The organism is Thermotoga caldifontis AZM44c09 (assembly GCF_000828655.1).
In the GTDB taxonomy this organism is placed as follows: Bacteria; Thermotogota; Thermotogae; order Thermotogales; family DSM-5069; genus Pseudothermotoga_A; species Pseudothermotoga_A caldifontis.
In genome coordinates this window covers 1,540,350-1,556,994 of the sequence record NZ_AP014509.1, presented here as the reverse complement: position 1 = coordinate 1,556,994, position 16,645 = coordinate 1,540,350, and the positions used below count along the sequence as shown (strand labels likewise).

Below are 16,645 nucleotides of genomic sequence, written 5' to 3'. Positions count from 1 at the left end.
GGTTGTAGACTCTAAATGTGGTGCCGGGGTGGCGGAACAGGCAGACGCTGCGGACTTAAAATCCGCTGGGGCGAGGCCCCGTGTCGGTTCGAATCCGATCCCCGGCACCATTTTTTGTTAACTGTCTTGACAGACGAAAGACAAGGTGATATACTCAATCCAAACAAGTGCGAACGGGGGTTTCTATGAAAGCGATAGCCATCAGGACCGGGTTTGGTGAATTTGCATACGCTTACTGGTGGTTTAGGGGAAGGCCCTCTTCCGGGATTCCCCCTAAGCCACTTGGCACATAGGGGAATCCAGAGTAAAAAGGAAGAGGGCATCCAGAAAAGGATGCCCTCTTTTTTTAAACCATTCGAACGTGTGGAGGTGTGGGTATGCTGAGGAAGTCTTTGGCCGCCGTGGTAGCTTTACTGCTCGTGTCAGTTTTGAGCTTTGGAGCTGTGAGAATCGGCATCACCCAGATCGTTGACCATCCGGCACTCAACGCAGTCTTTGACGGCATCGTGAAGGCGCTGGAAGACGCGGGCTTCAAGATCGGTACCGATGTTCTCATCGACAGACAGAACGCTCAAGGTAGCGTACAGAACGCTGCAGCGATCGCAAGAAAGTTCGCCAGTGAGAAAGTGGACATCGTCGTCGCGATAACAACTCCAAGCGCTCAGGCCTGTGTTCAGGTGATCACGGACAGACCCGTGGTGTTCTCCGCGGTCACCGACCCCGTTGGTGCGGGACTCATCAAGCAGATGGGAAGGAACGATTCCAACGTTGTGGGCGTTTCGGATATGGTGCCAGTTTCGACACATTTGAGATTGATCAAGACGGTCTTTCCCAACGCGAAGAGGGTGGGGGTTCTCTACAATCCCGGCGAGGCCAACTCCGTTACGCTGACCAACATGGCCAAAGCTGCCGCGCCATCGCTCGGCCTGACGATAGTGGACATGACGGGTACCAACGCGAGCGAGATGGTCGCCGCAGTGAACAGCGTCGGGCCAGATGTGGACGTCATCTACATCGGAACGGACAACACCGCAGCAGCCTCGATGCAGGCGATCGGAGCCGCGGCGCTCAGGTTGAAGAAACCCATCGTGGCTGCCGACATCGACATCGCACGTCAGGGTGGACTGATAGGTTTCGGTTTCGACTACTTCCAGGTGGGTGTCGAGACGGGAAAACTCGTGGTCGAGATCCTGAAAGGCAAGAAGCCCAGCGAGCTGGAGTCCCACCTGATTGGTCCTGAATCTCTGCTGTTGTTCATCAACCTCGATCTGATGAAAGAACTGAACGTGAGCATTCCTCAAGAGATCATCAACAGGGCCAACATCGTCGTTGAGAACGGTCAAGAGGTGAAAAGATGATAGCGATCCTCGAGCAAGGCTTGTTGCTCGCTCTGGCCGCCATGGGTGTTTACATATCGTTCCGCGTTGTGGATCTTCCCGATCTGACGCCCGACGGCTCCTACATCGTTGGTGCGGCCGTCGTGGCGGCCCTTCTTCGCTCCGGCCATGGGTGGGTCAGTTCGGTTTTTCTGGCTGCGCTTGCCGCCAGCGCAGCCGGATTCATCACCGCGCTGATAAGCACACGCTTCAAGATCCACACGCTCCTCGCATCGATCATGGTCATGACGGGTCTTTACTCGGTTGCCATACGCATCATGAATTCACCGAATCTGCCGATCCCACGCTTCAGCACCGAAAAGGTGCTCTCTTACGAACAGATCGTGGGAAAAACTCCTCTGGACGACATCCTCGGAGGTTCTGGAAGTTTTCAGTACGAAAAGGAAGGCGTGAGGGCTGCGATCGTGCCGTTCAACAACAGGGCCGATGGGCATGACCTGTTCATCATCGCGATGTTCGTAGTGGTCATCGGGTTCCTTCTCTGGTTGTTCCTCCGTACCGAACTCGGTACCATGCTCAGAGGTTACGGTCGCAACAGGTTCGCTGTGAAGGTACTGGGTGTGAATCCTAACTTCTTTGCGTTGATGGGACTCACGGTTGCGAACTTTTTGGTGGGCCTGTCTGGTGCACTGTTCAGCATGTACAGTGGTTTTGCTGATGTGAACATGGGCGCGGGCATGGTCGTGGTGTGCCTGGCATCGGTGATACTCGGGGAGATCATCTTTGGTTCGAGAGAATTCGCTTATGGACTGCTATTTCCGGTCGTGGGTGCCGTGGTCTATCAAATTCTGTTGTCGCTCGCGATGAAGTACGGCTATCGCATCGGTTTCAGACCGAGCGACATGAAACTGCTCACCGCGATGTTCGTTGTCAGCGTGATAGCCGCAAGAAGGTTCAAAAAGAGCGAGGTGACCGTATGATAGAGCTCCAGAAAGTCACAGTCATTTACAACAAAGGTACGCTCGACGAGAAAATCGCGTTGAGGGACATCGATCTGTTCGTTGAGGAAGGTCAGTTTGTTGTCATCGTGGGGGCCAACGGGGCGGGAAAGAGCACGCTGATGAAAGTCATCGTGGGTGAGGTGAAACCGACCTTCGGGGTCTGTCGAATCATGGGTCAGGTGTTGAAGGAAGAGAAGATCTTCAAATGTGGCAGCATCGTCTGCCAGGATCCAAACCTCGGTATCTTCCCAAATCTAAGCATCGAAGAGAACCTCATGCTCGCGAGGAAAAAGGGTTTCAGAGGTCTCACCTTCGGCCGTGTCGATATCAGAGCGTTGGAGCTGCTCAGATCCTGTGAGCTCGGGCTTGAGGAGAACCTGAAGAAGAAAGCGTCGAAGCTTTCAGGAGGGCAGAAACAAGCACTCGCCATGGTCATGGCGGTCTCTTCGAATCCGAAGCTCCTGCTACTGGACGAACACACGGCTTCGCTGGATCCGAAGAGCACCGAAAAGATCATGGAATTGACCGACAGGATAAACAAAACCTTGGGCACCACGATCTTGATGATCACGCACGACATGAACATCGCCGAGCAGTACGGTGATACCGTGATCGTCATGGAAGATGGGAGGATCGTGGCGCGTATCGACAAATCGAAACAAAAAGTCCAAGCGAGCCAGCTCAAATCGATGATAAAATCCAAATTAACAGCGACAACCTGAACCAGGGAGTGATCGAGCGTGGTTGATCCTTCCGTTCTGCTTTCCGCCGCCGAGGCCTTCGGCACACCCTTCTATTTTTACGATCTGGATTTCATCCGCGGCAGGGTCAGAATGCTTTACGATTTCTTCAATCGGTTTGACTTTCAACTGGCCTACGCGGTGAAGGCCAACTTCAACATCGACATCCTTTCCATGCTCAACGAACTTGGCACCATGGTCGATGTGGTTTCTTTCGGTGAGTACGAACGCGTCAGAGAGGCAGGTTTCACACCGGATCGGATCGTTGTGAACGGAAACTGCAAGAGCGTGGGCGAGTTGAAGCACTACGTTGACGATGGGGTGTTCTGCATCAACCTCGACAGCCTCGAAGAGTTGCTCAGACTCCAGTCCGTGGCGGACAAACCCGTGAGGGTTGCGATCAGGGTCAATCCGAACGTGGACCCGAAGACGCACCACCACATCGCCACGGGTTTGAAGGAGAACAAGTTCGGCGTCGATTACGAGACCGCGGAAACGATGGTGAAGATCATTTCAAAGAGCAAGTTCATCCAACTTGTGGGCTTGCACTGTCACATAGGTTCTCAGATCGTGGAAGTTGGTCCTTACAGAGAGGCGTTCGAATCGATGAAATCTTTCGCCTCAAAATTGGATCTGGATCTGGAACTTGTGAACCTCGGCGGAGGCTGGGGTATCGATTACGGTGACGGAAGACAGCTCGATCTGGAAGAGTACAGAAGGACCATTTTCCCTATCCTCGAAAGCTTCAACTGCAAGATACTTTTAGAACTCGGCAGGTGGATCGTGGGACCCGCGGGTTATCTGGTTTCAAAAGTCGAGTACGTGAAGAGGACGAAGAACAAAACCTTCGTCGTGATCGACGCGGGAATGTCACACTTGATAAGACCAGCGCTCTACGGCGCGCGGCACAGGATAGAACCTCTTTATTCCTCGAACGGCAGGCCCACCATCGTCGCGGACGTCGTCGGTCCAGTTTGTGAGAGTGCGGACACTTTCGCGAAGGGCCTCTCACTCCCACGACCAGAAGAGGGTGAATACGTGGTCATAAGGGACGTGGGTGCGTACGGTTATGCGATGTCTTCACACTACAATCTTTTGAGAAAGGCCCCGGAAATTCTGTACTGCAGCGAATCTGGTTTCAGACTTTCTTCAGTTTGACGGCCGTTCCGTAGGCGAGCACCTCGGCTGCCGACTGCATGATCGACGCGCTACTGAACCTGACACCGACGACCGCATCCGCGCCGAGCTTTTCAGCTTCGGCGATCATCCTTTGAAGTGCTATGTTCCTCGCCTCGGTCAGCAACTCCGTGTAGGATTTGATCTCCCCACCAGCCAGCGTTTTGAACGCAGCGGCGATGTCTTTGCCGAGGTGTTTGGAATAGACCACGTTACCCATCACCATACCGAGCGTTTCGACGATCTCGTAACCTTCGAGCCTCTCCGTTGTGGTCAGCAGCATTCTATCAACCTCCTTCAGAATTCTTTTTTCAGAAACAGCACATAACTACAGATCAGCAGGAGAACGATCAGGACAAGCAATCCAAGCGTGTAGGGAACGTCCATACGCCCCGTGGAGAGTATCTTCCCACCGAGTATGTAGGTGTAAGTGTTCATGAATCTCAGCGGTTTGAAGATCCCGACCACGGTGGTGCTCGCGAGAATTCCGACAGTGGTCAGAATGGGTTTGACCTGATCATCGTACACCACGGAGAACATCATCGTGAGCATGAACCAGAAGAGCGAACCTACGATCGTGTGAACGGTGTACGCCGCGAGGTATTCGTACTTGAAATCTTTCGAAGCGAGCCAGGAGTAGATACCTGGCAACAACGAGAACACGAACATCTGAGCGATCAGAACCAGGCTGGCAACGCAAGTTTTCGACCAGAAAACCTTTTCTCTGCTGTTTCTGGCCAAGAGGAACTCCATGGTACCGTTCTCCGTCTCCCTGGCGAACAGCGGAAACGCCATGATCGTGGCGAGTATGGGCACGAACTGACCAAGATTTTTCCCGAACCACTGCGTGTAGATGAAGAAACTCCACTCAGATAGTCTTTCTATGAAAGTTTTTGGAAGCAGTCTTTCAAGGAATTTTGGCATGTTCTCCAGCTGTGTGTACTCGTTCAACATTTCCAGAGCGAATCTGTGCAGCGGTGCCACCGTGAAGAAGAGCCCCACACCCAGACAGAAGATGACGATCGATCTCAGTCTCATGTCTGCCAACTCTTTGCGGATCATCTTTTCACTCCTCTCGCCAAGGCTTCGAAGATCATTTCAAAATCCGCCGGTTGAACCTGTCCAGCTGCCTTATCTCTCTGTACGACGTAGACATCCTCGCTCTCCATCGACCGATAGAGGTATCCATCGATCTTCTGACCTTTGGGTACGACGCACGCAACGTATTTCTCTTTCAAATTGTCCAGGCTGTCCATTTCGACGATCCTTCCCTTCACCATGATCGCGATCACGTCCGCCACCTTTTCGACTTCGGAGAGAATGTGGCTCGTGTAGAGCACGGACTTTCCATCCTGAGGTAGTTTTCTGATCATTTCGATCACCTTGCTGCGCATCAACGGATCCAGTCCCCAGGTGGGTTCGTCCATCAGGTACAGATCCACGTCTTCTGCGAGGATCAGAGAAAGGTACGTCAGCGTGTTCATTCCGTGCGAGAGGTTCGCAATCTTCTCTTTGAGAGGTATTTGAAACTCTTCGAGCAAATCGAAGGCCTTCCTCGCATCGAAACTGCGGCTGATGCTTTCACTGATTCGCACCATCTTTTCTACCGTCATGTATCTGTAGAGTTCTTTCTGCTCTGGCAGGTACGAATAGGACCCTTCGATCGAGATCTCACCAGCGTCCGGCTTCCTGAGTCCAAGGATGCACTTGATCGTCGTTGTTTTTCCCGCGCCGTTCGGTCCGAGCAGGGCAAAGATCTGTCCCTTTCCAACTTGGAAAGAAACATCATCGACCGCACGCCTTTTCCTATAACTCTTCACCAGTCCTTTCACACTGAGAACCATCGTCCCGCCTCCCGTAAACTTCTTCGAGCAAGATTATGAGTCGTTCGGGTTCGATCCCAACCCTTTTGCATTCTTCGACGGTGCTACGAAACCTATCGAGCGTCGACTCCACCAGTTCGTTCAAGTTCAGCCGCTTCACAACGTATCCTTCACCACGGACAGGCTCGAGCACGCCTTCCGCCACGAGTTCTCTGTAAGCCCTCGCGACGGTGTTGACGTTCACACCAAGATCGTTCGCGAGCGTCCTGATCGAGGGAACGAAATCTCCGGGCTTCAGCTCTCCGCTGAGCAGGAGAAGTTTCAATTTTTCCTTTATTTGCTTGTACACGGGCACGTGCGACGAGAAATCAACCCTGAACCACACACCATTCACCACCGTAATATTACAGTATTACAGTAAACCTGTCAATGCAACGGGCGTCTACTTGATTCTTGTTGCCCAAAAATGTTAGTTTAACTATCAAGAAACACTTCACAAGGGAGGGGTCGTTGTGCTTAGGGTTCTCGGCAACGTGTTCTCGAAATTTGCAAAGAAGTACCTACCGGACGCTCTGATCTTCGCGATGATCCTCACTCTGCTCACCTTCATTCTCGGAATGGTGATCCAGAAGAAAAGTCCCATCGACATGATCGTGTACATGGGTGATGGTTTCTGGAGTTTGCTCTCGTTCGCGATGCAGATGTGTCTCGTTCTGATGACGGGTCACATCCTCGCCCAGACGAAACCCATGGCAGCGCTCCTGAGGGCCATCGCGAGAGTTGCAGATACGCCGTTCAAAGCCGTGGCACTCGCATGCGTAGTGATGATCGTTACGAGCTATCTGAACTGGGGTTTTGGACTCATATTCACCTCTTTGCTCGCCATCGAGATCGCGAGGAACATGAAGGGTAAAGGCCTTCACTATCCGTTGCTGGTCGCATCGGCCTATTCTGGATTCCTCGTCTGGCACGCCGGTCTTTCAGCTTCCGCACCGCTGCTGGTGAACACCAAGGGACACTTCCTGGAAGCCAAGATCGGATTGATTCCAGTCTCCCAGACGATCTTTTCACCCATAGGTTACGTACCGGTGCTCGTCCTGCTCGTGACACTGCCTTTCATCATGGGAGCGATGCACCCGAAGAAAGAAGAAGTGGTAGAGGTCGATCCAGCGGTGTTCGCTGAGAAAAAGGAAAAACCGAAGAAGAATCCTTCCGAGATGACACCCGCTGAGAAAATGGAAAACAGCGCAGTCCTTTCCATGATCATCGGTATCATCGGTTTGATATACATCTTCTACTATTTCTTCGTCAAGAAAGGTTCTCTTGATTTGAACATCCTGAACTTCATCTTCCTCATGCTCGGCATCCTTCTGCACGGAACACCGAGGAACTTCATCGATGCAGCCATCGAGGCCGGTAAGACCGTCTGGGCGATCGTGGTCCAGTTCCCGTTCTATGCCGGCATCATGGGCATGATGACCAGATCGGGTCTTGCAGCGACGATCGCGAACTGGTTCGCGTCCTTCTCCACGGCCAAGACGCTTCCTTTGTTCACCTACTGGAGCGCCGGCTTGATCAACCTGTTCATCCCGTCCGGTGGTGGGCAGTGGTCCGTTCAGGGTCCGATCATGGTCGAAGCGGCCATGAAGATAGGTGCGTCCGTGCCAAAAGTGATCATGGGCGTTGCCTGGGGAGACGCCTGGACGAACATGATCCAGCCCTTCTGGGCGTTACCGTTGCTTTCCGTTGCAAAGCTCGAGATCAGGGACATCATGGGTTACTGCGTCATGGCGTTGATCTGGAGCGGTATTGTAACCAGCGTGCTGTTCCTCATTCTGTAAGCTGTAAGGAGGTGAATCGATGCGTAAGGTTTACATTGTCGGTGCAAAGAGAACCGCCATAGGAACGTTTGGAGGCAGTCTCAAAGACATTCCCGCGGTGCAGCTCGCCGTCACGGCCGCGAAGGCTGCGATGGAACAGGCCGGTGTGAAACCTGAATGGATCGATGAAACGATCGTGGGAAACATCCTCATGGCAGGACAGGGTATGGGACCAGGAAGGCAGGTTGGCATCTACGCGGGCATACCAGCAGAAAAACCGGGTTACACCGTGAACATGCTCTGTGCTTCTGGTATGAAGGCCATCATGATCGGCGCGACGGATATCATGCTGGGTGAAGCAGAGATCGTTCTTACCGCAGGTATGGAGAACATGTCCATGGCACCCTATCTGCTTCCCAGAGCGAGGTTTGGCTACAGACTGGGAAACGGTGAGATCGTAGACCACATGGTGTACGATGGACTCACCGATGTCTTCAACATGTACCACATGGGCGTTACCGCTGAGAATCTGGTCCAGAAATACGGAATAAGCAGAGAAGAACAGGATCTTTTTGCCTACAAGAGCCAGATGAAGGCGAAGAAGGCCATCGAGTCTGGAAGGTTCAAAGACGAGATCGTACCGATCGTCATAAAGGAAAAGAAAGGCGAAAAGGTCTTCGACACCGACGAGCATCCCAGGTTCGACACCACGCTTGAGGCACTGGCGAAGTTAAAGCCTGCTTTCAAACCCGATGGCACTGTCACAGCCGGAAACGCTTCTGGAATCAACGATGGTGCTTCCGCCGTGATCATAGCGTCTGAAGATGCCGTCAAGAAGTACGGTCTCAAGCCCATGGCCGAGATCGTTTCCTTCGCTCAGCACGGTGTTGATCCTGCGATCATGGGTATAGGACCTGTAGGTGCGATATCCAAAGCGCTGGCCAAAGCCAGGCTCAAGCTCACAGACATAGGATTGATCGAACTGAACGAAGCTTTCGCGGCCCAGTCCATCGCCGTTCTGAGGGACGTCAAGAGAGAGCACGGTGTGAGTGACGACTGGCTCGAAGAGCGTGTCAACGTCAACGGTGGGGCCATCGCGCTGGGGCATCCAATCGGTGCGAGTGGAAACAGGATCGTCGTGACGCTGCTTTACGAAATGAAGAAGCGCAAGGTTGAGTTCGGTCTTGCCAGTCTGTGCGTAGGTGGTGGCATGGGTACGGCCATTGTCATCAAAAACGTTCAGGAGGGTTGAAACATGAAAAACAAGCTCATCAGCGTTGAGAAAGCGATCGAGATGATTCCAGACGGCGCCGTGCTGATGATAGGAGGTTTCCTCGGCGACGGTACACCTGAACTGCTCATAGATGGGCTCATAAAGGCTGGAAAAAAGGATCTGACCGTGATCGCCAACGATACGGCATTTCCAGACAGGGGTATCGGCAAGCTCATCGTGAACAGGCTGGTCAAAAAGGTCATAGTTTCGCACATCGGTACCAACCCCGAAACGCAGAAACAGATGATCGAAGGCACCCTCGAAGTTGAACTCGTTCCTCAAGGTACGCTCGCGGAGCGCGTCAGAGCCGGCGGGTTTGGGCTCGGTGGTGTTCTCACTCCCACGGGCGTTGGAACGATCGTTGAGAACGGAAAACAGAAGATCGTCATAGATGGCAAAGAGTACCTCGTTGAGACGGCACTGAAAGCGGACTTCGCACTCATCAAGGCGAAGAAGGCAGACTTTCTGGGCAATCTTGTCTTCAACTACACGGCGCGCAACTTCAACCCACTCATGGCCTTCGCTGGCAACATAACGATCGTTGAAGTCGAGGAACTGGTTCCAGTTGGAGGCCTCGATCCGAACGAGATCCATGTACCGCACGCGGTTGTGGATTACATCGTGAGGGGGAATGCAAGATGATCACGGATCCAAAAATAGGTAGGACCGTCATAGCGAAGAGAGTGGCGCTCGAACTGAAAGACGGCGACATCGTCAATTTGGGTATCGGCATTCCCACCCTGGTGGCGAACTACATCCCCTCGAATGTTACGGTCTTCTTCCAATCCGAAAACGGTATCCTCGGCATGGGCCCGGCACCGGAACCAGGCTACGAGCATCCGAATTTGAACAACGCGGGTGGAAATCCGGTGACGTTCCTGCCCGGAGCGGTGGTTTTCGACTCCGCTGTGTCTTTCGGATTGATACGTGGAGGCCATGTGGACATCACCGTGCTCGGAGGACTCCAGGTCGACGAGGAAGGCCACCTCGCAAACTGGATGATCCCGGGCAAGTTGATCCCGGGCATGGGTGGTGCGATGGACCTGGTCACGGGCGCCAAGAAAGTGATCGTCGCGATGACGCACACGGAAAAGGGTGGAACTCCAAAGATCGTCAAAAAGTGCAGTTTGCCCCTCACGTCCGTACGCAGGGTGGATCTGATCGTCACCGATATGGCGGTCATCGAGGTCACACAAAAAGGATTGCTCTTGAAGGAAGTGGCGCCCGAAACGACCGTCGAAGAAGTCCTGAAGTTCACAGAAGCCAGATTGATCGTTCCGGAGAAGGTTCCAACCATGCCGATAAGCCTCTGAGCAGGTTGAGATGAAACACGAAAAGCGGGCTTCGGCCCGCTTTTTCGTCTCGGATTAATGTTGACGAACCTGCAATCTTGAAACTTTCCCTGCTCGGTCATTTCATACCACTCGTGCACGGCAGGTTCACAACCGCCGTGATGGGATCGCTCCACATGCACCAGAAGTATGCGAGGCTCCACGCTCCGACGTATCTTGTCTTTGCGTTCTTCATAACCTGTGTCATAGCCAATTTCGTTTCTCAGGGTGCATCGATGGAGTATTTGAAATATCGTGCGAAGAGGTTGTCTTACGTTGCCGCGTCGCTATCCGGTACGATTTTAGCTGTGTGTTCCTTGCACGGTCCTTGCGTATCATGAACGAAAGAGCGGGCAATCGCCCGCTTTCATTCCTGATTCCCTTATAATATTTCTTCAGAGGTGTGCCCATGTTCAAAGTACTCGTTGCCGATGATGACAAGCTTTACAGAGTTATCCTGGAAGACTCGCTGAAAAAATGGGGATACAACGTGATAACCGCTGAGGATGGCTACGAGGCGCTTCAGATGCTCGAACAACCGGATGGCCCACAACTGGCCGTGATCGACTGGGTGATGCCGGGGCTGGAAGGTCCAGAGGTGTGCAGGCGTGTGAGACAGCAGAGAAAGATGGGATACATCTACATCATCCTGCTCACGGGAAAGGATGCGAAGGAAGACATTCTGAAAGGCTTTGAAGCGGGGGCGGACGACTACATGGTTAAACCTTTCGACCCGGAGATCATGCGCTACAAACTGAAGATAGGCGAGAGAATCATCAGAATGGAGAACGAACTGTTCCAGCTCGCGACTACGGACCACCTCACGGGTCTTTTGAACAGAAGATCCTTCATGGATCGACTCGAGGCAGAGCTGAACAGGTGCATCAGACTCAGGAGACCTCTGGGTTTGTTGATTGCAGACATCGATTTTTTCAAAAAGATCAACGACACCTACGGACACAGAGTGGGTGACGAGGTACTGAAGAACTTTGCAGTGATCCTCAAGAAGAACCTTCGAGCCTACGACTTCGCCGGCAGGTACGGTGGCGAAGAATTCATCGTTTGCCTGGTGGAGTGCGACATCGAAGAATCGTTCAAGGTGGCTGAGCGTCTGCGTACTGCGATCCAGTCGCAACCCATGTTCCAAACCGAAGACGAAAGGGAAATCTTCGTGACGGCGAGTTTTGGAGTCACAGCGCTCGGACAGGAACCCAAGAACATCGATCAATTGATCAAGGAAGCGGACGAAGCTCTGTACGAAGCCAAAAGATCGGGTAGAAACCGCACGGTCAGAGCAAACCACTGAGTGGTCAGACCTTTCCCATTCGTTTTCCACCAGCATGCTGGTCGGCGCGCCCTTCCACTTATAAGATACGGACTGTGAAAAACTAACAATCGCGGTGAGGTTCTTCAGAAAAGAAAATACGTTCATTCAACCACTGTCGTGCGGTTTTACAGGCTGGCTTGCATCGATTCAGCGTACCTTAAGAAATTGCGATTCGAAACGACATACCACCTTTCATTCCAACCGAATTTTTGAAAACGAGGCGCGGAAGATTTGTCAATGAGATCGCACGGTGTTGAGCTGAGAGTATCTTCTGAAACTCTTCTGGTGAATGAGCGAGCTTTTGGGAAATCGCACAAGGGTTGACCTTTCGGGAATTTCAGTCAATCTTTACAGAAATTGAAATCGGTGCTAAAATAAAAAGCGGGAGCACATACTCCCGCACTGGTGGGCTCGGGAGGCTTCGAACCCCCGACCACCCGGTTATGAGCCGGGCGCTCTACCTACTGAGCTACGAGCCCGGACCACAGTTCATTATACAGCCTGCCCTTGAATGTGTCAAGGGCGACGAGGACGGTGATCACCTTGGAAACCAAGACCGTGAAGGTCGACCCGATCCAGAGACTCATGAAGCACTATCCTCGTATCGTCATCATCAAAGCGGCTCTCATGTTACTCCAGTCTGGACAGAAGATGAGCGAGGAAAACATAGAAAAAGTTCTCAAGCAGATACTCAACGATGACGAAGAAGAAAGCAGGGGCTGATCCCTGCTTTCTTCGTTGTTGTGAAGGGAGGTAGGTGGATGCAGGAGAAGTTGGAAAAGCTGCTCGATTTTCTGAAGTCCAAGGGTGCCAGGTACGCCGATGTCCGCTACGAGGAGCACGTCAGACAGGAACTGTACGTGGAGAATGGCGTGCTGAAAAGTTTCACACACTCCGTTGATATCGGCACGGGCATAAGGGTGCTGTACGGGAACGGTTGGGGGTTTGCGGCGACGGACGAGCGTGGAGAAGCGGCGCTGGAAAAAGCTGCGTTGAGGGCCCTCGAAATAGCGATGGCGTCAAACAAAAGGTCGAACAAGGAAGTTCACCTCGCACCCGAACCAGTTCACAGAGCTGCGTTCAAATCACCCGTGATGAAGGATCCTTTCCTGGTGAGCGACGCGGAGAAGATCGAACTGCTCAAAGCGGCGACTTTGAAAATGAAAGAGAATCCAAGAATAGTTCGCGCCACAGGTTCGATGGTCTTTCGAAGGATCGACAAGTTGTTCTTGAGCACCGAAGGTTCCGTTATAAACCAGGAGATATACATTTCCGGTGCGGGTATCGAGGCAGATGCGATCGGAGAGAGCGGTTTTCAGAGAAGGTCTTATCCTGCCAGTTTCGGTGGCGACCACGCAACGCGGGGATGGGAGTTCGTGGAAGAGATGGAACTGCTCGAGCACGCACCGAAGGTCGCCGACGAGGCCGCGGCACTCGTGGACGCACCGGAGATAGAACCTGGCGAGTACGACATCGTCATCTCCGGTAACCAGCTGGCTTTGCAGATACACGAGTCGTGTGGACATCCGAGCGAGCTCGACAGGGTCATGGGTTCCGAGCTCAGCTTCGCCGGTGGAAGCTTTTTGACCCTCGACAAGCTCGGAAAACTCAAATACGGTAGCGAGCACGTCAGCATAACGGCGGACGCCACGATTCCGGGTGGGCTTGGGAGCTTCGGTTTCGACGACGAAGGCGTGCAAGCACAGAAAAGCTACATCGTGCGTAACGGACTGTTCGTGGGTTATCTGATGGACAGACAGACCGCAGCTGAGCTCAATCTGAGATCCAACGGTGCCGCGCGGGCAGACAGCTGGTCTCATCCACCCATAATAAGGATGACGAACATCAACCTGCTTCCCGGAAGCTACACGCTCGAAGAGTTGATCGCAGGTATAGACTACGGTTTTCTGCTCGACACGAACAAGAGCTGGTCCATAGACGATTTGAGATTGAACTTCCAGTTCGCGACCGAGATCGCCTACGAAATAAAGGCCGGGAAACTCACGGGAAGGATCTTCAAGAATCCCGTTTACTACGACATCACGCCGAACTTCTGGAACAAGTGCGACGGAGTGGCAAACGAGTCGTACTGGCACGTGTGGGGTGTGCCGAACTGCGGCAAGGGTCAACCCATGCAGGTGATGTACGTCGGTCATGGAGCAGCGCCGGCCAGGTTCAGGAGAGTGAAGGTAGGTGTTAAAAAATGAGGGGCGAAACGTTCTATAGAAATCTGTTCAGGCTCATGAACGAACACTTCATCGGGATGAAGTTTCTCGCGGTGGTCTGGGAGCAAGACCAATCACTCACGCGCTTCGCAAACAGCAGGATCCATCAGAACGTGGCCGAGAAGAAGGCGTCTCTGTCTGTGCTCGTGACGAAGGACAACAAGCTGGCTCTGGCAACGAGCAACGATCTGACAGTTTCCGGACTGAAATCTCTCAGAGAAAGGTTAGAAAAGATGCTGGAGTTCGCAACCCCGCTGGACTACAACTTCAAACTCCCCGACGTCTCCGTCGGTTATCCGGTTGAGAACGTGGCAGAATCGCTCAAAAAAGTTTTTGCGGAGCAGAGGGCCAGCATCTTCGATCGCATGCTCAGGATCGCGGGCGAAGATGTGCTCTTGTTCGGGTACGTCAGCGACAACGTGACGGAGAACGTGATCATGAGTTCGAACGGTACCTTCCTGTACCAGTCCTTCGGAGGTGTGTCGTTCAACGTCGTTGCGATGTGCGACTCCGGCAGCGGTTACGCCTCGGGTGTGGCGAAGAGCTACGAGGAACTGAACGTGGACGAGAAAGTGGAACGCGCCGTGAGGTTCGCGAAGATGTCTAAAAGCCCAGTTGAGATAGACCCGGGCACCTACACCGTGATTCTGGGACCCGAGGCTGTGAGCGATCTGTTCATGTACTTCGCCTGGCTGTGCACGAACGGCTACACTTACGAGCTCAAGCTCAGTCCCTCCGTGAAGTACCTTGGAAACAAGGTCGGCCCGGACGAGCTGAACGTTTACGATGATCCGACGCATCCCATGCAGCTGCCACTGATGTACGATCTGTGCGGTAAGAAGAGAGAGAAGATGCCCATCATAGAGAACGGTGTGTTCAAAAACGTCTTCTACTCACACGGTGCGGCGCTGAGGTTCAACAGAAAGCCCACGGGCCACACCCTGAGCCTGGACGATCTGGACAGCAGCACGCCAGCCAATCTGGTCGTCGCGGCGGGAAGTGCATCCGTCGAAGACATGATAAAGAACACCGATAGAGGAATCTACGTGAACAGGTTCCATTACATGAACATCGTCGATCCGCAGCAGGCCATGTTCACGGGTATGACGCGCGATGGAACGTTCATCGTTGAGAAAGGTCAACTCACGAAGGCTGTCAAGAACATGAGGTTCAACGTGAAGTTCTTTGACTTCACTCAGAACATCGAGGCGATCTCGAAAGAGATCGAATCGGTCGCGTCCGAGTACTTCCCACAGGTCGCACCGTACATGAAGGTGAAGAACTTCAATTTCACCTCGAAGACCGCGTGAAGTCGAGCTGAGACCTGAACCGAAGGATCTTGAAAAGGTCTTTCGATGATGGTATGATTGTTAACGTGGTCGGGGCGTAGCGCAGACGGCTAGCGCGCCTGCCTTGGGAGCAGGAGGTCGCTGGTTCAAGTCCAGTCGCCCCGACCAATTTTTTGTATCGCTGTCTCTGGGGGGATAGAAGATGGCGCGCCGTCGGGGAAGCTTCTTGTCCAGCTTCCGGGGTTTTCTCTACGCACTGGCGCGACTCATCGGTGATGTTCAAGCTGTTAGGAGAGGACCCAGAGCCGTGGCGAAGCGACTGGCACGCAGAGCCGCATGGAGGGCGGCAGGAAAAGTGATGCGAAAGATTCTGCGATGAGCCTCAGAAAGTTCCGAACCCTACTTATCTGAATTCGACCCTGAGCTCGCTCCGCGTTGCCAACGCTTCATCGACGTTCAGTTTCAGCAGTTCGAACTCCACGTCTTTCAGGAGCGAACAGAACGTTCTTCTGTATTCTTCGTTCTGGAACATACCACCGAAGCCGAAAACTTTCGAAGCGTTCGTGCTGGCCAGGACCTGACGGACTCTGTCTGTGAAGAGCTTCAGCTCTGTCTTGATGATCCTTTTAACCAGAGGCGTGTTCGGCATCACTTTAGCGAACGAAGCGATCTTTTCTTTGAAGTCGGGGAGTCTCTGCAGGTTGGCGAGCTGCTCGAGCCTGTCAAAGTTGAAGTGGTTCAAGAGTTCGTAGAAGACCGGATCGTGTCCCGCAAGGCCATCCACGTGGAGCAGCGCTTCTGAGATGAGGCTTTTCACTATGCTGAACGCACTCGCCTCGTCGTCGAACAGATGTCCCCAACCACCGGCGCGCACGAATCTGCCCGTTTCGTCCACGCCGACCACGATCGAACCTGTCCCCGCGATCGCCACAACGATCGGCTTACCATCGTAGCAACACGCCAGGACGGCTTCTGCGTCCGACATGACGATCCGCTTAGCCTTCGGAAAGACTTTCTCAAGGATATTTTCAAGAACCATCCTTCTTTCAGGATCACCCGCGCCCGAAAAACCAGCCCTGACCTCGTCCACGGGCCCGGACCAGCCCCTGACGTCCCTGATCACTTTTTCTAATTCTTCAGCGCTCACCGCACTCATGTTCACACCCTTTTCGAAGCTTTTCCTCTTCATCACCCGGCCATCCTTCGCGACCGTGGCCTTCAGGCTTGTACCGCCACCGTCCAGCCCGAGGATCGTCATCTTCTTCCCTCCTTTTCAAAGTTCCACCTGCGAGTATAATATGAG

At 53.2% G+C, this 16,645-nt stretch carries 19 protein-coding genes and 3 tRNA genes; 16 read left to right on the top strand and 6 right to left on the bottom strand.

Features of this window, described 5'->3' with window-relative positions; translation table 11 throughout:
* Positions 1-22 precede the first annotated feature (22 nt).
* From TSP01S_RS07745 to lysA, 5 genes are all read left to right on the top strand, one after another.
* Positions 23-110: transfer RNA gene (locus tag TSP01S_RS07745), tRNA-Leu, on the top strand.
* Between the two features lie 267 nt (positions 111-377).
* On the top strand, positions 378-1,358 hold the full coding sequence (locus TSP01S_RS07740; RefSeq protein ID WP_041077540.1) for an ABC transporter substrate-binding protein: 981 nt from the start codon (positions 378-380) through the stop codon (positions 1,356-1,358).
* The gene (locus TSP01S_RS07735) at positions 1,355-2,317 is read left to right on the top strand and encodes an ABC transporter permease (protein WP_052463554.1); all 963 of its coding nucleotides are present in this window, start codon (positions 1,355-1,357) and stop codon (positions 2,315-2,317) included. Before TSP01S_RS07740 ends, TSP01S_RS07735 begins: the two co-directional genes overlap by 4 nt.
* Positions 2,314-3,060: an ATP-binding cassette domain-containing protein gene (locus TSP01S_RS07730; RefSeq protein ID WP_041077539.1), complete on the top strand. Its 747-nt coding sequence runs from the start codon at positions 2,314-2,316 to the stop codon at positions 3,058-3,060. Before TSP01S_RS07735 ends, TSP01S_RS07730 begins: the two co-directional genes overlap by 4 nt.
* An 18-nt stretch (positions 3,061-3,078) precedes the next feature.
* Positions 3,079-4,236 carry a diaminopimelate decarboxylase gene (gene lysA, locus TSP01S_RS07725; RefSeq protein WP_041077537.1) on the top strand — a complete coding sequence of 386 codons (1,158 nt, stop codon included), beginning with the start codon at positions 3,079-3,081 and terminating at the stop codon, positions 4,234-4,236.
* On the opposite strand, the gene TSP01S_RS07720 is transcribed toward lysA, so the two are convergent.
* Genes TSP01S_RS07720 through TSP01S_RS07705 form a run of 4 tightly spaced genes read right to left on the bottom strand, consistent with a single transcriptional unit; the run spans position 4,217 to position 6,462 of the window.
* A complete protein-coding gene (locus TSP01S_RS07720) occupies positions 4,217-4,537 on the bottom strand; it encodes a YbjQ family protein (protein ID WP_041077535.1) in 321 nt (106 codons plus the stop codon). The two genes, lysA and TSP01S_RS07720, sit on opposite strands and share 20 nt — an antisense overlap.
* 14 nt (positions 4,538-4,551) lie before the next feature.
* Positions 4,552-5,316, bottom strand: a complete 765-nt coding sequence (locus tag TSP01S_RS07715; RefSeq protein ID WP_041077533.1) for an ABC transporter permease — start codon at positions 5,314-5,316, stop codon at positions 4,552-4,554.
* The gene (locus TSP01S_RS07710; protein WP_041077531.1) at positions 5,313-6,098 is read right to left on the bottom strand and encodes an ABC transporter ATP-binding protein; all 786 of its coding nucleotides are present in this window, start codon (positions 6,096-6,098) and stop codon (positions 5,313-5,315) included. Before TSP01S_RS07710 ends, TSP01S_RS07715 begins: the two co-directional genes overlap by 4 nt.
* Positions 6,061-6,462, bottom strand: a complete 402-nt coding sequence (locus TSP01S_RS07705) for a GntR family transcriptional regulator (RefSeq protein WP_041078635.1) — start codon at positions 6,460-6,462, stop codon at positions 6,061-6,063. The genes TSP01S_RS07710 and TSP01S_RS07705 overlap by 38 nt, the downstream gene beginning before the upstream one ends.
* Positions 6,463-6,589: 127 nt before the next feature.
* Here TSP01S_RS07705 and TSP01S_RS07700 point away from each other — a divergent pair, with 127 nt between their 5' ends.
* From TSP01S_RS07700 to TSP01S_RS07675, 6 genes are all read left to right on the top strand, one after another.
* Positions 6,590-7,918: a short-chain fatty acid transporter gene (locus TSP01S_RS07700; protein ID WP_052463553.1), complete on the top strand. Its 1,329-nt coding sequence runs from the start codon at positions 6,590-6,592 to the stop codon at positions 7,916-7,918.
* Positions 7,919-7,937: 19 nt separating this feature from the next.
* The gene (locus TSP01S_RS07695) at positions 7,938-9,149 is read left to right on the top strand and encodes an acetyl-CoA C-acetyltransferase (RefSeq protein ID WP_041077529.1); all 1,212 of its coding nucleotides are present in this window, start codon (positions 7,938-7,940) and stop codon (positions 9,147-9,149) included.
* 3 nt (positions 9,150-9,152) lie between these two features.
* The gene (locus TSP01S_RS07690) at positions 9,153-9,812 is read left to right on the top strand and encodes a CoA transferase subunit A (RefSeq protein ID WP_041077527.1); all 660 of its coding nucleotides are present in this window, start codon (positions 9,153-9,155) and stop codon (positions 9,810-9,812) included.
* A complete protein-coding gene (locus TSP01S_RS07685; RefSeq protein WP_041077525.1) occupies positions 9,809-10,483 on the top strand; it encodes a CoA transferase subunit B in 675 nt (224 codons plus the stop codon). The genes TSP01S_RS07690 and TSP01S_RS07685 overlap by 4 nt, the downstream gene beginning before the upstream one ends.
* 77 nt (positions 10,484-10,560) lie before the next feature.
* Positions 10,561-10,842, top strand: a complete 282-nt coding sequence (locus TSP01S_RS07680) for a permease (RefSeq protein ID WP_041077523.1) — start codon at positions 10,561-10,563, stop codon at positions 10,840-10,842.
* Positions 10,843-10,910: 68 nt separating this feature from the next.
* A complete protein-coding gene (locus tag TSP01S_RS07675) occupies positions 10,911-11,807 on the top strand; it encodes a diguanylate cyclase (RefSeq protein WP_041077522.1) in 897 nt (298 codons plus the stop codon).
* Between the two features lie 424 nt (positions 11,808-12,231).
* Here TSP01S_RS07675 and TSP01S_RS07670 read toward each other — a convergent pair.
* Positions 12,232-12,307 (bottom strand) — tRNA-Met (locus tag TSP01S_RS07670).
* A 55-nt stretch (positions 12,308-12,362) separates the two neighbouring features.
* Between TSP01S_RS07670 and TSP01S_RS07665 the strand changes: the two genes are divergently transcribed.
* The 5 genes from TSP01S_RS07665 to TSP01S_RS10315 all read left to right on the top strand — a co-directional run bounded on the left by TSP01S_RS07665 (position 12,363) and on the right by TSP01S_RS10315 (position 15,721).
* Entirely contained in the window at positions 12,363-12,551 is a 189-nt protein-coding gene (locus TSP01S_RS07665; protein ID WP_231848546.1) for a hypothetical protein, read from the top strand.
* 38 nt (positions 12,552-12,589) lie between these two features.
* Positions 12,590-14,035 carry a TldD/PmbA family protein gene (locus TSP01S_RS07660; RefSeq protein ID WP_041077518.1) on the top strand — a complete coding sequence of 482 codons (1,446 nt, stop codon included), beginning with the start codon at positions 12,590-12,592 and terminating at the stop codon, positions 14,033-14,035.
* Positions 14,032-15,363 (top strand): TldD/PmbA family protein, encoded by a 1,332-nt coding sequence (locus TSP01S_RS07655; protein WP_041077516.1) that lies wholly within the window; start codon positions 14,032-14,034, stop codon positions 15,361-15,363. The genes TSP01S_RS07660 and TSP01S_RS07655 overlap by 4 nt, the downstream gene beginning before the upstream one ends.
* A gap of 70 nt (positions 15,364-15,433) precedes the next feature.
* A tRNA-Pro gene (locus tag TSP01S_RS07650) sits at positions 15,434-15,510 on the top strand.
* A gap of 34 nt (positions 15,511-15,544) precedes the next feature.
* On the top strand, positions 15,545-15,721 hold the full coding sequence (locus TSP01S_RS10315) for a hypothetical protein (RefSeq protein ID WP_171816815.1): 177 nt from the start codon (positions 15,545-15,547) through the stop codon (positions 15,719-15,721).
* Positions 15,722-15,745: 24 nt separating this feature from the next.
* Here TSP01S_RS10315 and TSP01S_RS07645 read toward each other — a convergent pair whose 3' ends face one another.
* Complete coding sequence (locus TSP01S_RS07645) at positions 15,746-16,600, bottom strand: BadF/BadG/BcrA/BcrD ATPase family protein (RefSeq protein WP_041077514.1); 855 nt, start codon at positions 16,598-16,600, stop codon at positions 15,746-15,748.
* Between the last annotated feature and the right edge of the window lie 45 nt (positions 16,601-16,645).

What these genes read in the sequence shown, in the direction of transcription:
- TSP01S_RS07740 (WP_041077540.1), top strand. Translation starts at nt 378, where the DNA reads ATGCTGAGGAAGTCTTTGGCCGCCGTGGTAGCTTTACTGCTCGTGTCA.
- TSP01S_RS07735 (WP_052463554.1), top strand. Translation starts at nt 1,355, where the DNA reads ATGATAGCGATCCTCGAGCAAGGCTTGTTGCTCGCTCTGGCCGCCATG.
- TSP01S_RS07730 (WP_041077539.1), top strand. Translation starts at nt 2,314, where the DNA reads ATGATAGAGCTCCAGAAAGTCACAGTCATTTACAACAAAGGTACGCTC.
- TSP01S_RS07720 (WP_041077535.1), bottom strand. Translation starts at nt 4,537, where the DNA reads ATGCTGCTGACCACAACGGAGAGGCTCGAAGGTTACGAGATCGTCGAA.
- TSP01S_RS07715 (WP_041077533.1), bottom strand. Translation starts at nt 5,316, where the DNA reads ATGATCCGCAAAGAGTTGGCAGACATGAGACTGAGATCGATCGTCATC.
- TSP01S_RS07710 (WP_041077531.1), bottom strand. Translation starts at nt 6,098, where the DNA reads ATGGTTCTCAGTGTGAAAGGACTGGTGAAGAGTTATAGGAAAAGGCGT.
- TSP01S_RS07695 (WP_041077529.1), top strand. Translation starts at nt 7,938, where the DNA reads ATGCGTAAGGTTTACATTGTCGGTGCAAAGAGAACCGCCATAGGAACG.
- TSP01S_RS07690 (WP_041077527.1), top strand. Translation starts at nt 9,153, where the DNA reads ATGAAAAACAAGCTCATCAGCGTTGAGAAAGCGATCGAGATGATTCCA.
- TSP01S_RS07685 (WP_041077525.1), top strand. Translation starts at nt 9,809, where the DNA reads ATGATCACGGATCCAAAAATAGGTAGGACCGTCATAGCGAAGAGAGTG.
- TSP01S_RS07675 (WP_041077522.1), top strand. Translation starts at nt 10,911, where the DNA reads ATGTTCAAAGTACTCGTTGCCGATGATGACAAGCTTTACAGAGTTATC.
- TSP01S_RS07660 (WP_041077518.1), top strand. Translation starts at nt 12,590, where the DNA reads ATGCAGGAGAAGTTGGAAAAGCTGCTCGATTTTCTGAAGTCCAAGGGT.
- TSP01S_RS07655 (WP_041077516.1), top strand. Translation starts at nt 14,032, where the DNA reads ATGAGGGGCGAAACGTTCTATAGAAATCTGTTCAGGCTCATGAACGAA.
- TSP01S_RS10315 (WP_171816815.1), top strand. Translation starts at nt 15,545, where the DNA reads ATGGCGCGCCGTCGGGGAAGCTTCTTGTCCAGCTTCCGGGGTTTTCTC.
- TSP01S_RS07645 (WP_041077514.1), bottom strand. Translation starts at nt 16,600, where the DNA reads ATGACGATCCTCGGGCTGGACGGTGGCGGTACAAGCCTGAAGGCCACG.